Annotated in this window: 16 protein-coding genes; 6 read left to right on the top strand and 10 right to left on the bottom strand. The window is 65.9% G+C overall.

Features of this window, described 5'->3' with window-relative positions; all coding sequences use genetic code 11:
- Positions 1–19: 19 nt before the first annotated feature.
- Both AWC08_RS20655 and AWC08_RS20650 read right to left on the bottom strand, forming a co-directional pair.
- Positions 20–1,513, bottom strand: coding sequence for a PPE family protein (locus tag AWC08_RS20655; protein ID WP_069433271.1), 1,494 nt, complete (start codon positions 1,511–1,513; stop codon positions 20–22).
- Between the two features lie 58 nt (positions 1,514–1,571).
- The gene (locus AWC08_RS20650; RefSeq protein WP_069433272.1) at positions 1,572–3,329 is read right to left on the bottom strand and encodes an N-acyl-D-amino-acid deacylase family protein; all 1,758 of its coding nucleotides are present in this window, start codon (positions 3,327–3,329) and stop codon (positions 1,572–1,574) included.
- A 48-nt stretch (positions 3,330–3,377) separates the two neighbouring features.
- Here AWC08_RS20650 and AWC08_RS20645 point away from each other — a divergent pair, with 48 nt between their 5' ends.
- Genes AWC08_RS20645 through AWC08_RS20635 form a run of 3 tightly spaced genes read left to right on the top strand, consistent with a single transcriptional unit; the run spans position 3,378 to position 5,153 of the window.
- Positions 3,378–3,749, top strand: a complete 372-nt coding sequence (locus AWC08_RS20645; protein WP_069433291.1) for a VOC family protein — start codon at positions 3,378–3,380, stop codon at positions 3,747–3,749.
- Between the two features lie 10 nt (positions 3,750–3,759).
- A complete protein-coding gene (locus AWC08_RS20640; RefSeq protein ID WP_069433273.1) occupies positions 3,760–4,278 on the top strand; it encodes a mycothiol transferase in 519 nt (172 codons plus the stop codon).
- A gap of 11 nt (positions 4,279–4,289) precedes the next feature.
- Positions 4,290–5,153 carry a hypothetical protein gene (locus tag AWC08_RS20635; RefSeq protein WP_069433274.1) on the top strand — a complete coding sequence of 288 codons (864 nt, stop codon included), beginning with the start codon at positions 4,290–4,292 and terminating at the stop codon, positions 5,151–5,153.
- Here AWC08_RS20635 and AWC08_RS20630 read toward each other — a convergent pair.
- The 8 genes from AWC08_RS20630 to AWC08_RS20595 all read right to left on the bottom strand — a co-directional run bounded on the left by AWC08_RS20630 (position 5,146) and on the right by AWC08_RS20595 (position 13,868).
- On the bottom strand, positions 5,146–5,841 hold the full coding sequence (locus AWC08_RS20630) for an anti-sigma factor (RefSeq protein WP_069433275.1): 696 nt from the start codon (positions 5,839–5,841) through the stop codon (positions 5,146–5,148). The two genes, AWC08_RS20635 and AWC08_RS20630, sit on opposite strands and share 8 nt — an antisense overlap.
- A complete protein-coding gene (locus AWC08_RS20625; protein WP_065132722.1) occupies positions 5,838–6,401 on the bottom strand; it encodes a sigma-70 family RNA polymerase sigma factor in 564 nt (187 codons plus the stop codon). Before AWC08_RS20625 ends, AWC08_RS20630 begins: the two co-directional genes overlap by 4 nt.
- A gap of 44 nt (positions 6,402–6,445) precedes the next feature.
- Positions 6,446–7,222, bottom strand: coding sequence for a DUF1295 domain-containing protein (locus tag AWC08_RS20620; RefSeq protein WP_372513483.1), 777 nt, complete (start codon positions 7,220–7,222; stop codon positions 6,446–6,448).
- Positions 7,223–7,236: 14 nt separating this feature from the next.
- On the bottom strand, positions 7,237–8,511 hold the full coding sequence (locus tag AWC08_RS20615) for a class I SAM-dependent methyltransferase (RefSeq protein ID WP_069433276.1): 1,275 nt from the start codon (positions 8,509–8,511) through the stop codon (positions 7,237–7,239).
- On the bottom strand, positions 8,508–9,215 hold the full coding sequence (locus tag AWC08_RS20610) for a DUF1365 domain-containing protein (RefSeq protein WP_065132719.1): 708 nt from the start codon (positions 9,213–9,215) through the stop codon (positions 8,508–8,510). The genes AWC08_RS20615 and AWC08_RS20610 overlap by 4 nt, the downstream gene beginning before the upstream one ends.
- Positions 9,209–10,501, bottom strand: coding sequence for an NAD(P)/FAD-dependent oxidoreductase (locus AWC08_RS20605; RefSeq protein ID WP_069433277.1), 1,293 nt, complete (start codon positions 10,499–10,501; stop codon positions 9,209–9,211). The genes AWC08_RS20610 and AWC08_RS20605 overlap by 7 nt, the downstream gene beginning before the upstream one ends.
- A 44-nt stretch (positions 10,502–10,545) precedes the next feature.
- Positions 10,546–13,371 (bottom strand): MMPL/RND family transporter, encoded by a 2,826-nt coding sequence (locus AWC08_RS20600; RefSeq protein WP_069433278.1) that lies wholly within the window; start codon positions 13,369–13,371, stop codon positions 10,546–10,548.
- Positions 13,372–13,445: 74 nt separating this feature from the next.
- Positions 13,446–13,868, bottom strand: coding sequence for an MmpS family transport accessory protein (locus tag AWC08_RS20595; protein WP_065132716.1), 423 nt, complete (start codon positions 13,866–13,868; stop codon positions 13,446–13,448).
- Between the two features lie 250 nt (positions 13,869–14,118).
- Between AWC08_RS20595 and AWC08_RS20590 the strand changes: the two genes are divergently transcribed.
- From AWC08_RS20590 to AWC08_RS20580, 3 genes are all read left to right on the top strand, one after another.
- Entirely contained in the window at positions 14,119–14,805 is a 687-nt protein-coding gene (locus AWC08_RS20590; protein WP_065132715.1) for a TetR/AcrR family transcriptional regulator, read from the top strand.
- Positions 14,806–14,946: 141 nt separating this feature from the next.
- Positions 14,947–15,504 (top strand): MmpS family transport accessory protein, encoded by a 558-nt coding sequence (locus AWC08_RS20585; RefSeq protein WP_065132714.1) that lies wholly within the window; start codon positions 14,947–14,949, stop codon positions 15,502–15,504.
- The gene (locus AWC08_RS20580) at positions 15,501–18,452 is read left to right on the top strand and encodes an MMPL/RND family transporter (protein WP_069433279.1); all 2,952 of its coding nucleotides are present in this window, start codon (positions 15,501–15,503) and stop codon (positions 18,450–18,452) included. The genes AWC08_RS20585 and AWC08_RS20580 overlap by 4 nt, the downstream gene beginning before the upstream one ends.
- Positions 18,453–18,459 lie beyond the last annotated feature (7 nt).

Here is an 18,459-nt window from a genome sequence, read left to right as displayed (position 1 = left end):
ATCGAGAATAGGCGCGCGGCTACTCGGTGCGGATCGGGAATTGGATGACCCGGCTCTGGTCGCCGGTGTCGCGCTCGGCCGGCGGGTAGAAGTTCGACTTCGGGATGCCCGAGTTCGGCAGCGTCGGGGGCGCGATGCCTGACTCGCGACCGAGCGTTGTCCGCACGCTCGGGTCGCTGCTGCTTGGGCTGACGAAGCCCGTCACCGGGGTGCCGGCCGACGTCCGCAGGCCCGTGTTGGCTGCGGGGCTGCTGGTCGGATTCGCTGAAACGGATCCCTGAGCGCCCGGGTCGACGGCCGCCGCCGGTGCCGATGCCGGGGCGACCATGGGTGTGCTGCTCAGGCCCGAGTTCAACGCTCCGGCCAGGCCGGAGTGCAGCCCGCCGGTGTTGGCCAGCGCCGAACTCAGCAGTCCCGAACTCAGCGCCGCCGTACCCAGGCCGCCGGTTGCGTAGTGCGCGGAGTTGGCCAGTCCCGCCTCCAGGCCGGTACCGCCGACCGCGCTCTGCAACCCCGAGCCGAGGTAGCCCATCGAGCCGCCGAAGCCGGTGTTGACGCTGCCCGAGTTGCCCATACCGGTGTTGAGGGAGCCGGAGTTGCCCAGACCCAGGTTCCCGTTGCCGGAGTTGAACAGGCCGGTGTTGCCGGTGCCGGAGTTACCGAAGCCGGTGTTACCGCTGCCGGAATTGAACCCGCCGAACCCGAATTGCCGGTCGCCGGTCAGGCCCATGCCGAAGGCGTCGCTGCCGGTGTTGCCCAGGCCGACGTTGTTGTTGCCGAGGTTGCCGAAGCCCAGGTTGTTGCTGCCGGTGTTGCCGATGCCCACGTTGCCGTAGCCGGTGTTGCCCGCGCCGACGTTCCCGCTGCCGCTGTTGCCGCTGCCGAGGTTGTAGTTGCCGGCGTTGTTGTTGCCGATGTTGCCACTGCCGGTGTTGTTGAAGCCGAAGTTGATGGTGCCGTTCTTGCCGATGTCGATACCGAGATTGCGCAACACCTGCTGCCAGGGCGCCAGTTGAGCGGCTGCCGCCGACGCGTCGAAGTGGTAGTTCGCCATGGCTGCCACGTCCAGCGCCCACATTTGCTCGTAGGCGGATTCGGTGTCCATGATCGCCGGCCAGTTCATGCCGAAGAAGTTCGTCGAGGCCAGCATCTGCACCAGGCCGCGGTTGGCCGCCACGACCGCGGGCTGCACGGTAGCGGCCACCGCCGTCTCGAACGCGACCGCCGTCGCTGCCGCTTGTTCGGCCGCCTGCTCCGCCTGAACTGCCGCGGCACTGAGCCAGCCCATGTACTGGGTGGCGACGACCATCATCGCGGCCGCCGAGGCGCCCTGCCACGATCCGCTGGTCAATTCCTGGGTGACGGCACCAAAGGATGACACCGCTGAAGCGAGATCTTCGGCCAAACTGCCCCATGCGGAGGCAGCAGAAAGTAGCGGTCCCGCACCGGGACCGGCGAACATCAATGCCGAGTTAATCTCTGGCGGCAACCACGCGAAATGCGGGCTTGTCACCACCCAAACTTACCCGGCACAGCCTTTTACCGTGGGCGTATCGGCTAACCCGCTACCGTTAATTCGCAGCGGGGCCGCACGCGGGAACGGGCGTCGGCCGCCGGCCGCGGACCAGCTTGCCCGGCCGGGCGGCGGTCGGCACACCGTTCTCCGCGATCACCTCACCCGACACCACGGTCGCGACATAGCCGTGCGCGGTCTGATCCAGCCGGCGACCGCCGGCGGGGAGGTCGTAGGCGATAACCGGTTTGTGCAGTCGCAGCGCAGCGTGGTCGATGACGTTGAGATCGGCCTTGAAGCCGGCGGCGATGCGGCCGCGGTCGCCCAGACCGGCGATGCGGGCCGGCACGGATGTCAGTTCGCGGACCGCCTCCGCGACGCTGAATCGGCCCAATTCGCGGTCGCGCGTCCAGTGGGTGAGGAAGTAGGTGGAGTAGCTGGCGTCGCAGATCATGCCGTAGTGCGCGCCGCCGTCGCCGAGGCCGAGCACCACGTCGTCGCGGTGCAGAAGTTTGCCGACGGTGTCCAGCGAGTTGCCCTCCAGGTTGCTGGTGGCGACCAGCAGCATGGCCCGCCCGTCGTCGTCGAGAAGCCGGTCGTAGGCCTCTTCCATCGGGTTGACGCCGCGCGCCCGGGCCCGGGCGCCGATGCTGTCCGACGGGTTCGGCTCGTAGTTGGGGTTGTCGTCGAGTGGAAAAATCCAGTCCCACATCTGGGCCACATACAGGATCGGGTGCCCTTGACCCGGCTTGTCGGCCAGGATGCGGGCGCGCACCTCGGGCTTGCGCATCTCGGCGACCCGCTCGGCCAGCGGCAGGTGCGCGATCTCACGGTAGCTCGGGTACAGCACGAACGGGTTGGCCGAGAGTTGCAGCCCGATGATCAGCCCGATCGGCCGGGGCAGCAACTGCGCGGTGAACTGAGGGTCGCCGGCCGCCGCCCTTCCATTGGCCTTCTCGACCATCGTGATGGCGTCCGGCCAGGTCGGATCTCCCGCGTTGCCGACGACCAGGGTGAAGGTCACCGGCAGCCCGACGTCCTCGGCGACGTCGAACACGGTCTGCAGCACCGGCTGGTAACCCCCGGCCGGGATGTCGGGTACAAACTGCAGCAGCCCGCCGCCGCCGTCGACGACGCCCCGGGCGATCTCCTCGATCTCCTCACGGGCGGCGTCGTAACTGGGGATGGGCGCCCCGCTCTCGGTCTTGTGGATGGTGAGCCGGGAGGACGCGAAACCCAGCGCTCCGACCTTGATGGCCTCGGTGGCCAGCGCGCGCATCTTGGCCAGGTCTTCCGGGGTCGCTGGTTCCCGGTCGGCGCCGCGCTGGCCCATCACGTAGACCCGCAGCGGGGAGTGCGGCAGATAGGCCGCCACGTCGATGTCCCGGCGGCCCGACTCCAGCGCGTCGAGGTATTCCGGGAAGGTCTCCCAGGTCCACGGCAGGCCGTCGGTCATCACCACACCGGGGATGTCCTCGACGCCGGCCATCACGTCGACCAGTACGTCGTGGTCCTCCTGGCGGCAGGGGGCGAATCCGACACCGCAGTTGCCCATCACCACCGTGGTCACCCCGTGTGCCGAGGACGGCCTCAGCCGGTCCGACCAGATGGCCTGGCCGTCGTAGTGGGTGTGCAGGTCGACGAAGCCCGGCGTGACCAGCAGGCCGGTGGCGTCGATCTCCCTGGTCGCGGTCGCGCCGTTCACCGAGCCGACCGCCACGATCAGCCCGTCCTGGACAGCGACGTCGCCGACGTAGGGCTCACCTCCCAGTCCGTCCACTATGGTGCCGTTGCGGATCAGAAGGTCATAGGGCATCTAAATAATCTACGACCCTGTCGGTGGCTCGTGCCAGGATTCGGAATCGTGATCGACCACATCGGAATCAACTGCGCCGACTACCCCGCGGCACAGCAGTTTTACGACACCGTGCTCGCGGTTCTGGGCTATTCCCGACAGCTGGATTTCGGCGAGGCCATCGGCTACGGCCGGGATGGGCAGCCGGCGTTCTGGATTGCCGACGGAGCGGGCATGGGACCCAACCGGGAAGTGCACCTCGCTTTCCAGGCCGCTGACGAGGACGCCGTGCGGGCGTTTCACGACGCGGCCGTCGGCCTGGGCGCGGAGTCCCTGCACGCGCCACGCCTCTGGCCCGAGTACCACCCGGGCTACTTCGGCGCCTTCGTCCGCGACCCGGACGGCAACAACGTCGAAGCGGTATTCCACGGCGCCCCGTAGGGTCGAAACTATGGCGTCCTCCGAAACCGCTGCCGTTCAAGAGCTCCTGCGCGACGCGTTCACCCGCTTGATCGAACACGCCGGCGACGTGTGCCACGGCCTGACCGACGAGATCGCCGACTACCAGCCGACCGCGGACGCGAACAGCATCGCCTGGCTGTTGTGGCACAGCGCGCGGGTTCAGGACCTGCAACTGGCCGATATAGCCGGCGTGGAACAGGCCTGGACCGCCGACGGCTGGGTGGACCGGTTCAACCTAGACCTGCCGCGCAACGACACCGGCTACGGGCACGGCCCCGACGAGGTGGCCAAGGTCCGGGCGCCCATCGACATGCTGCTGAGCTACTACCACTCGGTTCACCTGCTGACGCTGGAGTACGTCGAGACCGTCACCGCTGAGGAACTCGCCCGCATCGTCGACACGAACTGGGATCCGCCGGTCACGGCGAGTGCGCGCCTGGTCAGCATCATCGACGACTGCGCACAACACCTCGGGCAGGCTGCTTATCTGCGGGGGATCGCCCAGTAGGGTTCCAACCCGTGCGGTTCCTGGTGACGGTGTTGTGCTGGCTGGTCGCCACGGCCGGTCTGGCCGCGGCGATTCCGGCGGCGTGGGCGCAGACGACGGTCGTCGATGAGGACGGTTACGCCGCGCTGGCCGAACAAGCGGCGCGCGACCCGGCGCTGCAGTCGGCGATGGCGTCCGAGCTTGCCACCCGCGCCATGGCGCTGATCAACGAACAAGGCGGTCGCCGCGTCGACAGTTCGACCGTGCACGACGTGGCGGCCGCATTCACCGCCGGTTCGTCGTTTCCGCCGTTGTTCGTCCAGGTGAACCGGGCCGCGCACAGCTGGCTGTTCAGCGCGCCGCAGCCGGGCGGCAACGAGCAATGGGTGGTCGACGTGGCGCCGATGCTCAGGGACACCGGCATCCAGCAGCAGCTGGCTACCTACAACGTGCAGGTCCCCGCGAGTTTGAAGGTCCCGGTGACGGTGCCGGCCGGCCAGCCGGTGCGACAGGGGCAGTTCCACCGCGCCGAGGTATGGGGGCCTTGGGTCAGCATCGGCGTGGCGGCCCTGACGGCGCTTTTCGCCTTCCTGACGTTGGTCGTCGCCCGCAGTCGCGGCCGGGCGCTGACCGGGCTGGGTATCTCGGCGTTGCTCGTCGGCGCCGCCGGGTGGGCGGGAATCGAGGTCGCCGGGCGCCCCGTCAACGAGGCGCTCAATCGGACCACCGGAGACATCCGCCGGATGGCCGACGTGATGGTCGGCCACGCCGAGAGCAGCATGCACCTGTGGCTCAACGTGACGCTGCTCGCCGGTGTGGGATTGGTGGTGCTCGGCCTGATCGTCTCGCTGCTCGGTGGCCTGTTCAACAAGAGGGCGCAGCGCCCGGCTACTTGAGCGGAATCTCGGCCAAGATCGTGCCGGTGGGTTGCGGCGAGCCGGCGCCGGGCTCAACCGTGAAAGCGAGCGCCCTGCAGTTGCCGATTTCGTTCATTGTCGCCGTCGTCGTGGGCTGCACAGCCGTGGAGCCCATGGTCCCGGCGGACCTGGGGCCGTTGGCACCGATCAGCCACATCTGGTAGACGGTTCCATTGCTTGGCGGGGGGACGTTGTTCATCACCAGCACCGCCGCGTTGCGATCACGAGAGAACATCACCGTGGCCTGCCCGGGGCCCAGGGGGCGCGACACCGATTTCATGTCCGGAGCCGTCAAAACCTGCTCGGTGACCGTCGAGGTGGGGTGCGGCCTGGCCAGCATTCCGAGCCCGAAACCCCCCAGGCCGATGACGACCGCCGCTGCGGCAGCCAAAACCCTTGCGCGCCAAGGGGAATGGCGGCGGCGATCGGGTTGTATCGCGGTCAGCACGGCCGCCCGCAGCTGGTCTGGCGGCTCGGCGGCACTGGCCGAGGACACCAGCGCCATCGCCTCGCGCACGGAGCGGACTTCCTCGTTGAAGGCCGCGGCAATCGGGGCCGGCGCGGCCGCGACCCGCCGGTCTATCTCGACGCGCTCCGCGTCGGACACGGCGTGCAGGGCGTACGGGGTCGCCAGTTCGAGGAGGTCGAAATCGGTAGGCTCGTTCATGGCACATCCAGGCAGTTGCGCAGGCCTCGCAGCGCATCGCGCATGCGCGATTTGATGGTCGACAGGTTCGCGGCCAACCGCTGCGAGACCTCGGCATAGGTGAGTCCGCCATAGTAGGCCAGTTCGATGCACTGGCGCTGCGTCTCGGTCAACCCCTCCAGGCACTGAGCCACCCGGCGACGCTCGTCGCCCGCTATCGCCGAATCGGCGACCACGTCGCTCGCGGGGTCGAGATTGGCTACGCCGTAACGGGATTCGCGTTGCGAGCCGGCCTGCTCGCTGCGCACCCGGTCAATCGCGCGACGGTGGGTCATGGTCAGCAGCCAGGCCAGGGCGGACCCCTTGGTCGAGTCGAATTCCGCGGCGCTCCGCCACACCTCGAGGTAGATCTCCTGGGTGGTCTCCTCGCTGTACCCGGTGTCGCGCAGCACTCTGACCACCAGTCCGTACACCCGCGTCCTCGTTTGGTCGTAGAACGCGGCGAACGCGGCATTGTCACCATGGGCGACCCGGCGCAGCAGGGCGTCCAGGTCGCCGCTGGGCTGCAGCGGTCCGGTCATCGTCGGTAGCCTATCCCCAGCAATCACCGCACCCGACATACCGGTCATGGTTGACGCACCATTCTGGGCGGCCGCGGAACGAAATAGGCGGTCCGCTCTTGGTATTCAGCGAATCCGGGACGCCCTTTCATGTACTTCTCGGTCAGCCGGGCCCCGCTCACGTCGACCAGGAAATATGTCATCACCAGCGGCGAGACCGCCGTGGCCAGCGGCACCCAGCCGTTGAGCGTGATCAGCCACAATCCCCACCACACACACGCGTCACCGAAGTAATTCGGGTGACGCGTCCACGACCACAGACCCCGGTCCATGATGAGCCCGTGGTGAGCCGGGTCGGATTTGAATTGCCGCAATTGCCGGTCGCCGAGCGCTTCGAAGGTGAAACCGACCAGCCATACCGCCACACCCGATGCGGTCACCGCCAGCAACGACTTGGGCGTGGGACCGGTGACCGCCGACAACTGCAGCGGGAAGGAGATGAACAGGGTCAGGAAGCCTTGCAGCAGAAAGACCTTGCGCACCACCTGTCCCACCGAAGCACCCCGTAGCAGGTCGGCATAGCGGCGGTCTTCGCCGTGTCCGGCGGTCTTGCGGTGGATGTGCCAACTCAGCCGCAGCCCCCAGATCGACACCAGCGCGAGCAGCAGCCAGCGCCGGGTCGGATCCCCGTTACCCACCGCCGCCGCGACCGCCGCCACCACCACGAAGCCGATGCCCCACGCCACGTCCACCACGTTGTAGCGGCCGAGCTTGCGCCCGATCGCGAAGGTGACCGAATGCACCGCGGCCACCGCCAGGGTGCAGGAGCCGGTTACCGCCAGGATGTCGCTCTCGCTCACCGCACACCCCTGCGCTCGAACGTCCACTGATAGACGTCCAGGTAACCGGACCGGAATCCGGCTTCCGAGTAAGCCAGGTAAAGCTCCCACATACGTTCGAATACCTCGTCGAATCCCAAGCGCGCCAGCTCGTTACGACGCTGCAGGAAGCGCTCACGCCACAACCGCAACGTCTCGGCGTAATGGGGCCGCAGCGAGACCGCGTCGACGGTGCGCAAGTTCGTGTGACGCTCGGTGATGTCGACGATGGCCGCCGCTGAGGGCAACAGTCCGCCAGGGAAAATGTACTTCTGAATCCAGGTATGCGTATTGCGAGTGGCCAGCATCCGCTCGTGCGGCATGGTGATGGCCTGGATCGCCACCCGGCCACCCGGGCGCACCAACTTTTCCAGAGCGGTGAAATACTTTGGCCACGAGTGGTATCCGACGGCTTCGATCATCTCGACCGACACCACGGCGTCATACCCGCGCCCTGCGACGTCGCGGTAGTCGCATAGCTCGATGTCGACCAGCCTGGACAGACCGGCCGCGGCCACCCGCTGTCTGGCGAGTCGTTGCTGCTCGACCGACAGCGTCACCGAGCGGACGCGGGCCCCGCGTGCGGCGGCGCGGATGCACAGCTCTCCCCATCCGGTGCCGATCTCGAGCACGGCCGATCCCGCGCCCACGTGAGCCAGGTCGAGCAGTCGGTCGATCTTGCGACGCTGGGCCGCGGCCAGGTCCACCTGGCGCGCCGGCAGGTCGTCGAACAGCGCGCAGGAGTACGTCAGGGTCTCGTCGAGGAATTCGGCGAACAGGTCGTTGGACAAGTCGTAGTGCTCGGCGACGTTGCGCCGCGCCTGGTCTCTGCCGGGATCGCGCCAGACGGGCTGGAAGGCCGGGGCGACCGGCCGCAGCCAGTGCAGCCATTTTGGCACCAACTCGGCTACCGATTCCGCAAGCACCGTCAGGGCGGCGGTCAGGTCGTCCGACGACCATTCGCCGGCCATGTAGGACTCGCCGAATCCGATGAGGCCGTGCCGTCCGATCCGCCGGGCGAGTGCGTCCGGTTGACGGATTTGCAGCGCGGGGGACTTGGCGTCGCCGCCACCGATCACCGTGCCGTCGGGGTAGATCAGCCGCAGGGGCAGTCCGCCGGACGCGCGGCGCAGCAGCAGTTCGGCGATGGTCGCCGAGGCGGCGGCCAGCGGCCCGGAGGGCACCTTGGCGAGCGCCGGCCAGCGCCCGGAATCGATTGCCGGGCTGAATGTTTGGATACTGTCAACACTCATCGTGCCACCACCGGGACCCGTCGTAACCACAATTTGATTCCCTGTAGACGGATGCGTGCGGCCACCGCCAGCGGTGCCACCGGTGACCGGAACTGCAGCGCCGCCACTTGCCGAGCCGTCGCGGGCAGCCGGTCGCCGCGCAAGGTGGCCGTAAAGGCGAGCCGGCGCTCCCGCAGCAGCGACACCATCACGTCGACCTCGCGCTCCGGTGGTGGGGCCAGCACCAGGTAGTGCCCGTCGACCGGGTTGAACGGCGAAACGTAGAACTGTTTGCTGACCAGCACGGGTGTATCGGCCGGCGGCAGCAGATACGCATGCCGTCCGCCGTAGGTGTTATGCACCTCTGCGACGACGTGGCGCAGCCGGCCGTTGCGGTCGTGGCACCAGAAGATGCTCAGCGGGTTGAAGACGTAGCCGAGAACACGCGCCTGCAGCAGCGCGGTGATGCGCCCATCGGGCATGGCGGTGTCGTGCTCGGCGAAGAAGATCTCCAGTCGCCGGCGCAACGACGTGTCCGCCGCGCCGCCCGCACCCCCCAGATGGTCCGAGGCGGAGAAGCGCGCGAAGGGCCGCAGCCACCACGGCAATGCCGGCAGCTGGTCGATGTCGACATACCAGCTGTAGCTTCGGTATTCGAACGAGTGCTGCACCGGAACCTGCCGGCAGTGGCTTACCGTGGTGCGGTAGATCGCCGGAGTCAGCATGTCAGGACCGCTTCCCGGTCGGGCACCGCGGGCCAGTCCGCCCCGAGCCGCCGGGCCGCCCGCACCCCCGACACCGCACCGTCCTCGTGGAATCCCCACCCGTGGTAAGCGCCGGCGAACACCACCCTGTCGTCATCGAGAGTCGGTAGAAGTCGTTGCGCCGCAACGGATTCCGGAGTGTACAGCGGATGGCTGTAGGTCATCTCGGCCAGCACCGACGACGGGTCGACCCAGTCGTGGCCGCCCAGGGTCACCACGAACCGGCGGCTGCCGTTCAGCCGCATCAGCCTGCTGATGTCATAGCTGACCACTACGTGCTCGCGGCCCGGCGTCACCAGGTAGTTCCACGACGCGCGGGCCCGGCGGTGCCGTGGCAGCACCGATTCGTCGGTGTGCAGTTGGGCGTAGTTGGTGGAGTAGGGGATCGCGCCCAGCACGGCACGCTCCCATGGGGTCGGCTCGTCGAGCAGCAACAGCGCCTGGTCGGGGTGGACGGCGACGACCGCCGCGTCGAAGGACCGCGGTGGGCCGTCCGCTGCCTGCACCACCACCCCGTCCGGTGTCCGGCGCAGCGCACGTACCGGCGTGCCGGTCTTCACTTCGTCGAGGCGCGCGGCGATTGCGTGCACGTAGGTGGCCGAGCCTCCGGACACCGTCCGCCAGGTTGGTGAGCCGAATACCGACAGCATGCCGTGGTGGTCGAGGAAAACGAACAGATAGCGGGCCGGATAGCGCAACGCGTCGTCGCCGGCGCAGGACCAGACGGCCGCCACCAGCGGCGTGATGAAGTACTCGACGAAATAGGACGAAAAGCGGTGCCGCCGCAGGAATCCGTCCAGCGTTTCCAGATCGTCGCCGACGTCCTCGCGTAGCAACCGGGCCGCCGCGCGGTGGAAGCGCAGGATCTCGGCGAGCATCAGCAGGTAGCGGGGCCGCAATGACTGCCGGCAGGCGAACAGCCCTTTGACGCCCAGCGCCCCGGCGTATTCGAGGTCTCCGGCGCGCACCGACATCGACATGTCCGACTCCTGGGTGGCGATCCCGAGTTCGTCGAACAACCGGCACAACGTGGGATAGGTCCGGTCGTTGTGCACCAGAAACGCGGTGTCGACGGGCGTCATCCGACCATCGCCGCCGTCCACCATGTGGGTGTGCGCGTGGCCGCCGAGTCGCGCGTCGGCCTCGTACATGGTGACCCGGTACCGGGCCGAGAGCAGATAGGCGGCCGTGAGACCGGCAACACCGCTGCCGATGACCGCTACCGATCGTCCGTCTTGTCCCTGCACACCTACTATTCGGAGCCCCGCGCCACTCGGATGGCGGGTTCGAGCTAGCGCTCGGCGCTCAGCGCCGGCGACCGCTCGGTGGCCGGGTCCCGGGGGAGTGCAGGGCTGCGGCCCGGACGGGACCGCACCCGGATGGGCCACCAGAACCAGCGGCCCAGCAGCGCCGCGATCGAGGGCGTCATGAAGGCCCGCACGATCAGCGTGTCGAACAGCAGACCCAGCCCGATGGTGGTGCCCACCTGCCCGATCATCCGGGCGTCGCCAATGATCATCGACGCCATCGTGAAGGCGAAGACCAGCCCCGCGTTGGTCACGACCTTGCCGGTCCCGCCCATCGACCGGATGATGCCGGTATTGAGGCCGGCATGTATCTCCTGCTTGAAGCGGGAGACCAGCAGCAGGTTGTAGTCCGATCCCACGGCCAACAACACGATCACCGACATCGCGAGCACCAGCCAGTGCAGCGGGACGCCGAAAATGTGCTGCCAGACGAGCACTGACAGGCCGAACGAGGCGCCCAGCGACAGCGCGACGGTCCCGACGATCACCGCCGCCGCCACGAACGCCCGGGTCAGGATCAGCATGATGATGAAGATCAGGCACAGCGACGAGATGCCGGCGATCACCAAGTCCCACTTGGCGCCTTCGGAGATGTCCTTGACGATGGCGCCCATTCCGGACACATAGATCTTGGAGTCTTCCAAGGGGGTGCCCTTGAGCGCTTCTTCGGCTGCCGTCTGGATCTTGCCGATGCTCGCGATGCCCTCGGCCGAGGCGGGGTCACCCCGATGCAGGATGATGAACCGCGCCGCGTGCCCGTCGGAGGACAGGAAGTTCTTCATGGCGCGCTTGAAGTCGGAGTTCTTGAACACTTCCGGTGGCAGATAGAACGAGTCGTCATTCTTCGCCGCGTCGAACGCGTGGCCCATCGCCGTCGCGTTGTCGCTCATCTCGTCCATCTGCTGGAAGATCCCGGACATGGTGCTGTGCATGCTCAGCATCATGGTTCGCATGCTGACCATGGTTTCGATCATCGGCGGGAAGGTTGCAACCATCTGCGGCATCAGCACGTCGAGCTGTTTGATGTCGCCAACCAGGACGTTCAGCTTCTCGTCGATCTCGTCGATGCCGTCGAGCGCGTCGAAGACCGACCGCAATGACCAGCAGGCCGGGATGTTGTAGCAGTGTTTCTCCCAGTAGAAATAGGAGCGGATCGGCCGGAGGAAGTCGTCGAAGTTGGCGAGTTTGTCGCGCAGGTCGTTTGTGATCTGCTGCATCTCTTCGGTGTCGCCGACCATCTTGTGGGTGACCCCGACGAGCTGGGTCATCAGGCCGTACATCCGCTGCATGAGCGCGATGGTCTTGCTCATCTCGTCGGCCTGCTTGAGCATGTCGTCCATCCGGTCGCGCTGGTACTTCATGGTCTGCATCTGACCGGCGTTCTGCATGCTCATCTGGAACGGAATCGACGTGTGGTCCATGGTGGTGCCGTCCGGCCGGGTGATGGCCTGCACGCGGGATATTCCCGGTACCCGGAAGATGCCCTTGGCCAGCCTGTCCAGGACCAGGAAATCGGCCGGATTGCGCATGTCGTGATCCGACTCGATCATCAGAATCTCCGGCTTCATCCGAGCCTGGGAGAAGTGGCGATCGGCGACGACGAAGCCCTGGTTGGCCGGGATGAAGCTGGGCAGGTAGGCCCGGTCGTCGTAGCTGGGCTTGTAGCCCGGCAGGGTGATCAGGCCGATCAGGGCGATCACGCAGGTGACGGCGAGAATCGGCAGCGGCCAGCGCACGACCGCGGTACCGACCCGGCGCCAGCCCCGCACCGACAGCACCCGCTTGGGGTCGAACACACCGAACCGGCTACCGACGACGAGCACGGCCGGCCCCAGCGTCAGCGCGACCAGAACAGCGACCAGCATGCCCACCGCGCACGGAATGCCCAACGTCTGGAAGTACGGCATGCGCGCGAAGCCCAGACACAACGTCGCGCCCGCGATCGTCAACCCGGACCCCAGGATGACGTGGGCGGTGCCGTGATACATCGTGTAGAAAGCGGACTCCCGGTCCTCACCGGCTTGGCGGGCTTCCTGATATCGCCCGATGATGAAGATTCCGTAGTCGGTTCCGGCCGCGATCGCCAGTGACGTGAGCAGACTGACCGCGAAGGTGGACAGCCCGATCAGCGCGTTGCTCCCGAGGATGGCGACGGCACCGCGCGCTGCGCTCAGTTCGATCCCGACGGTGACCAGCAGCAGGATCACCGTCAGCGGCGACCGATAGATGAACATGAGCATGAACAGGATCACCACCACCGTGGTGATCGTGATCTTGGCCATCGACCTGTCGCCGCTGTGCTGCAAATCGGCGGCCAGTGCCGAGGCCCCGGTGACGTAGGCCTTGAGCCCCGGCGGCGGTGGGTTCGCGTCCACGATCTTGCGGACGGCGTCGACGGATTCGTTGGCCAGCGGTTCGCCCTGGTTGCCGGCGAGATTCAGCTGAACGGTGACGGCCTTGCCGTCGTTGCTCTGCGCGCCCGCCGCCGTGAGCGGATCGCCCCAGAAATCCTGGACGCTCAGCACGTGCTTGTCCGCACGCAGCTTGCGGATCAGACCGTCGTAGTACCTGTGCGCGGCATCGCCGAGGGGCTGTTCGCTTTCCAGCACGATCATCGCAACGCTGTCGGTCTCGCCTTCCTTGAAGACCTGGCTGATCCGCTTGAGGGCGACGAACGACGGGGCATCTTTGGGGCTCAGCGAAACCGACCGTTGCTGCCCCACGATCTCCAGTGACGGAACGAGCAGGCCGAGCGCCACCACGACCACGACCCAGAACAGGATGATCGGCACCGCGAAGGCATGGATCATCCGCGGAATGAACGGGCGATGGGGACGAGGTTCGACGGCAGTGCTGCCTGGAAGGCCGTCGGCGTAGGTCGTACTCACGCGGACTTGACCAGGCAGAAGGTAAAGGCGTTGACCTCGTTGGAGACTCGCTCCGATTTGACGACGTCGTCGATCAGGATGCGGCACCCGATGCTGTCGCTGTCGCCCTGGGCCATCAGGTTGCCCACCATTGCCGCCTTGTTCGTACTGATGTGCAGCGACCAGGGCAGCGGCGCGTTGTCCACGCGTTGCGGGTCGGCGTTGACGTCGAAATAACTGATGTCGGCGACCGCGCCCGCCGGACCGAACACCTCATAGGTGATTCGTTTGGGATTGAACGGCTCCGGGTTCTTCAGGTTGCTGTCCGCGTACGAGGCCCGCTTCTCCGAACCGAAGTAGCCGTGGACCCGGTTCACGACGAACGCGCCGGCGACCAACACCGCCAGGATGACGAGTGGAATCCACACGCGCGACAGCACCTTGAAAATCTCAGGTCCCTTTCACCGTTGGGCATCACTCAGGCGGACGATACCCGCCCTAGGAGACGCTTGCGTCTTCATTCGACCGCCCGCACTGCGCAGTTGGGGCAGCGCAGCGCGAACACAATTAGCCTTGCCTAAGTAAAACACGGCGGGGGTGGGGCCGAAGGTGGGCTCCTTCCGTCAGAGGGCCGATGTTAAGGCATATCGCGTGCGTAAAGTCCGGATTCCCGCGCGCAAATCACGCCGTGTGCGTTATCCTCGGCCAGTGGCGCAACTCACTTTCCGGCGCGCCCGCACCGAGGAGAACAAGCGCCAGCGAGCCGCGGCGCTGGTGGAAGCCGCCCGCTCACTGGCTTCCGAAAGCGGCGTCGCCTCGGTGACATTGACCGCGGTGGCTGGTCGCGCCGGGATCCACTATTCGGCGGTGCGCCGATACTTCACCTCGCACAAGGAAGTGCTGCTGCATCTGGCCGCCGAAGGTTGGGTGCGGTGGTCGGACACGGTGTGCGAACAACTCGGCGAGCCGGGTCCCATGTCGCCGGCCCGGGTGGCCGAGACGCTGGCCAACGGGTTGGCCGCCGACCCACTGTTCTGTGACCTGCTCGCCAACCTGCACCTGCACCTCGAGCACGAAGTCGATGTCGACCGCGTCATTGAAATCAGGCGGACAATTTCCACGGCCGCCATTGCCCTGGCCGGAGCCATCGAGCGGGCTTTGCCGGAGCTGGGCCGGTCGGGCGCGTTCGACATGCTGATCGCCGCCTACTCCCTGGCCGCGGCGTTCTGGCAGATCGCTAACCCTCCGGAGCGGATCTCCGATGTGTATCAGGAGGAGCCGGAAGTGCTGCCGCCCGAATGGAACATCGACTTCCCGTCCGCCCTCACCCGGGTGCTTACCGCGACCTGTGTCGGCTCGCTTCCGAGGTCCCGGTGAACGCGACGGCGAAGGTCTTGATGCACAAGGTCTTTGCGCACTACGCCGAGATTTCCTACTGTTTGCGCGATAGGTTAGAGAGACTAAGTTGACTCACAGACTAATTAGTTGGCGGCTCCCGTCGCTGGTTGGGAAGCGCCCATGACGACGACTGAGCCAAGGACGGATCCCTTGACGACCCCCGAATCCGCTGGCGGCGAAGGCAGTAAGCGGACTCGCCAGCCGGCCAAGCGCGGAGGTCTGCGGGGCCTGGCCAACCGGTTCTGGCTGATCCTCACCGTTCTGGCCGTCGTCGCGGTGGCGGGATTTGCGGTTCACCGGTTGCACGGCATCTTCGGCGTTCACAGCGGTTCGTTCGGTGGCGGTTCATCCGGTGACGTCATCGACCAGTTCAACCCCAAGACGATCACCCTCGAGGTCTGGGGTTCACCCGGCAGCACGGCGACTGTCACGTATCTCGACGAAAACTCCCATCCTCAGCAGGCTCTGAATGTGCCCCTACCGTGGAAGACGGAATTGAAGTCAACGAAGCCCGGCATCCCGGCGAACCTGATGGCCCAAGGCAACGGCAGCTGGATCGCCTGCCGATTCCTGGTCAACAACAACGACGGACGCGGTGACGTCGTGAAGGCTCCCAACCAGTCGCCCCCCAACGAAACGGTGAACGCCTTCGTCTACTGCCTGGACAAGTCCGCATGAGCGAGACCACCCAGGCACCGCCCCGGCCGCGGGTCGATCAGCCGCTGATCCCACCTTTCCTGCCGCGGATGATCCATCGGCTGGCACTGCCCATCGTCCTGATCTGGCTGGGCGTGGTCGTAGTCACCAATACCGCTGTGCCGCAACTCGAGGTCGTCAGTAAGAACCATTCGGTGTCTCAGAGCCCCACCGATGCTGCATCGTTCCAGTCGATGATGCGGGTCGGAAAGACGTTCAAGGAGTTCGATTCCGACAGCTCGGCCATGATCGTGCTGGAGGGCGACAAACCGCTTGGGGCGGACGCGCATCGCTACTACGACGAGCTTGTCCGGCGAATCGAGCAAGACAAGAAGCACGTTCAACACGTGCAGGATTTCTGGAGTGACCCGCTGACCGCCGCGGGTTCCCAGAGCCACGACCAGAAGGCCGCGTACGTCCAGGTGTACCTGGCCGGCAATATGGGCGGCACCCTGTCAGCAGAGTCTGCCGACGCCGTCCGCAAGATCGTCGATTCGGTGCCCGCTCCGCAGGGAATCAAGGCATACGTCACCGGCGCAGGTCCATTGTTCGCGGACCAGTCCCATGCGGGCGAGAAGGGCGTCGCCATCGTCACTATGGTGACCATCCTGGTCATCATCGTGATGCTGCTCTTTATCTATCGCTCGATCGTCACCATGTTGGCCGTGCTATTCATGGTTTTCGTCGAATTGTTGGCAGCTCGTGGCGTAGTCGCCCTGCTGGCCAACTACGAGATCATCGGGCTATCAACGTTCGCCAACAATTTGTTGGTGTTGATGGCGATAGCCGCCGGAACGGACTACGCAATTTTCGTGGTCGGCCGCTACCACGAGGCTCGCGGTCTGGGGGAAACTCGCGAAGAAGCCTTCTACACCATGTTCCACAGCACCGCGCATGTCGTGCTGGGTTCGGGCTTGACCATCGCCGGCGCAATGTACTGTCTCAGCTTCTGCCGACTGCCGTATTTCCAGTCGCTGGGGGCACCATGCGCCATCGGCATGTTGGTGGCGGTGCTGGCGGCGCTGACGCTTGGCCCGGCAGTGCTGACGGTGGCGTCATTCTTCAAGCTGCTGGATCCGAAGCGAAAGCTGCAGACTCGGGGCTGGCGCCGGATGGGCACGGCGGTCGTCCGTTGGCCCGCACCGGTTTTCGCGGTGACGATCGCGATTGCCCTGATCGGTCTGATCGCTCTGCCCGGTTACAAAACGGACTACGACACCCGAAACTTCCTACCCGCGGACACCCCAGCCAACGTCGGTTACGCGGCCGCTGACCGGCACTTCAACCAGTCTCGCCTCAATCCCGAGCTGTTGATGATCGAAACCGATCACGACCTGCGTAACTCGGCCGACTTCCTGGTCCTGGACAAGGTCGCGAAGGCGGTCTTTCACGTCCCCGGTATCGGTCGGGTGCAGACCATCACCCGGCCGTTGGGCACGCCGCTTGACCACAGCACACTCGGTTTTCAGATGAGCGCCCAGGCCGCAGGGCGGATACAGACTCAGCACTTTCAGGATGAGCAGGCCAAAAATCTGCTGAACCAGGCCGACGAGTTGCGCAAGACGATGGCCACCCTGCGCGAGCAGATGCAGGTCACCCAGGACCTCAGCAACACGACGCACGAAACCACCAGACTCACCAAAGAAACCGTGCAGATCACCCAGTCGTTGCGCGACGAGATAGCCAACTTCGACGACTTCTTCCGACCGATTCGCAGCTATTTCTATTGGGAGAGACACTGCTACGACGTCCCGATCTGCTGGGCGCTGCGGTCCATCTTCAATGCGCTGGATGGAATCGACCAGGTGGCGGAGAATATTGTGAAACTCAGCGCGAATCTGGACAGGCTGGACGCGATTCAGCCCAGGCTCGTGGAATTGATACCGCCGCAGATCGAGAGCCAGCAGCGCAATCTCGACACCATTATGTCGAACTATGCGACGACGATGGGCCTCAACGACCAGGCAAGGGCGCAGTCCGACAACGCCACCGCCGAAGGGGATGCATTCGACAGGGCGAAGAACGACGATACGTTCTACCTTCCGCCGGAAGCGTTCCAGAGCCCGGATTTCGCGCGGGGTCTCAAGCAGTTCATATCGCCGGACGGCCACGCTGTTCGGTTGATCATCTCGCATGAAGGCGACCCGGCGAGTCCTGAAGGCATCAACCTCATCGAACCGATCAAGCGGGCCGTGCACGAGGCGATCAAAGGCACGCCGTGGGAGGGTGCCAAGGTCTACCTCGGCGGCACCGCCGCGACGTACAAGGACATGCACGACGGCTCCAACATTGATCTGTTGATCGCCGGAATATCGGCTGCCACACTGATTTTCGTCATCATGCTGGTGATCACCCGAAGCGTCGTGGCGGCCGTCGTGATCGTTGGCACGGTGTTGCTGTCGCTGGGTGCCTCGTTCGGGCTCTCGGTGCTCTTGTGGCAGTACATCCTGGGCATCAAGTTGCACTGGATGGTGCTGGCGATGGCGATCATCCTGCTGTTGGCGGTCGGCTCGGATTACAACCTGTTGCTGATCTCGCGGTTCAAAGAGGAGATCCATGCGGGCCTCAAGACGGGGACGATCCGCGCGATGGCAGGTTCGGGCTCGGTGGTGACCGCTGCAGGTCTGGTGTTCGCCGCCACCATGGCCACGTTCGCGTTCAGCCCATTGCGCGTCATGGCCCAGGTGGGTACGACGATCGCACTGGGTCTGTTGTTCGACACCTTGATCGTGAGGTCGTTCATGACGCCGTCGCTGGCCACCATGCTCGGGCGCTGGTTCTGGTGGCCGCAGCACGTGCGCCCACGGCCGGCCAGCACCATGCTGCGTCCGTTCGGGCCGCGTACCGCGGTGCGTGCGCTGTTAGGGGAGAAGGGCGCCCCCGACGGGGAGAACACGGATCGGTTACCGGCCGCGCAGCCGCACTACTGACAAACGG

It is taken from the genome of Mycobacterium gordonae (genome assembly GCF_002101675.1).
Classification (GTDB): domain Bacteria; phylum Actinomycetota; class Actinomycetes; order Mycobacteriales; family Mycobacteriaceae; genus Mycobacterium; species Mycobacterium gordonae.
The sequence above is the reverse complement of the archived record's forward strand: the minus strand, read 5'-3'. Positions and strand labels throughout refer to the sequence as shown.

Coding starts and splice junctions, on each gene's coding strand:
- AWC08_RS20650 (WP_069433272.1), bottom strand. CDS start 3,329: ATGCCCTATGACCTTCTGATCCGCAACGGCACCATAGTGGACGGACTG.
- AWC08_RS20640 (WP_069433273.1), top strand. CDS start 3,760: ATGGCGTCCTCCGAAACCGCTGCCGTTCAAGAGCTCCTGCGCGACGCG.
- AWC08_RS20630 (WP_069433275.1), bottom strand. CDS start 5,841: ATGAACGAGCCTACCGATTTCGACCTCCTCGAACTGGCGACCCCGTAC.
- AWC08_RS20625 (WP_065132722.1), bottom strand. CDS start 6,401: ATGACCGGACCGCTGCAGCCCAGCGGCGACCTGGACGCCCTGCTGCGC.
- AWC08_RS20615 (WP_069433276.1), bottom strand. CDS start 8,511: ATGAGTGTTGACAGTATCCAAACATTCAGCCCGGCAATCGATTCCGGG.
- AWC08_RS20610 (WP_065132719.1), bottom strand. CDS start 9,215: ATGCTGACTCCGGCGATCTACCGCACCACGGTAAGCCACTGCCGGCAG.
- AWC08_RS20600 (WP_069433278.1), bottom strand. CDS start 13,371: ATGATCCATGCCTTCGCGGTGCCGATCATCCTGTTCTGGGTCGTGGTC.
- AWC08_RS20585 (WP_065132714.1), top strand. CDS start 14,947: ATGACGACGACTGAGCCAAGGACGGATCCCTTGACGACCCCCGAATCC.
- AWC08_RS20580 (WP_069433279.1), top strand. CDS start 15,501: ATGAGCGAGACCACCCAGGCACCGCCCCGGCCGCGGGTCGATCAGCCG.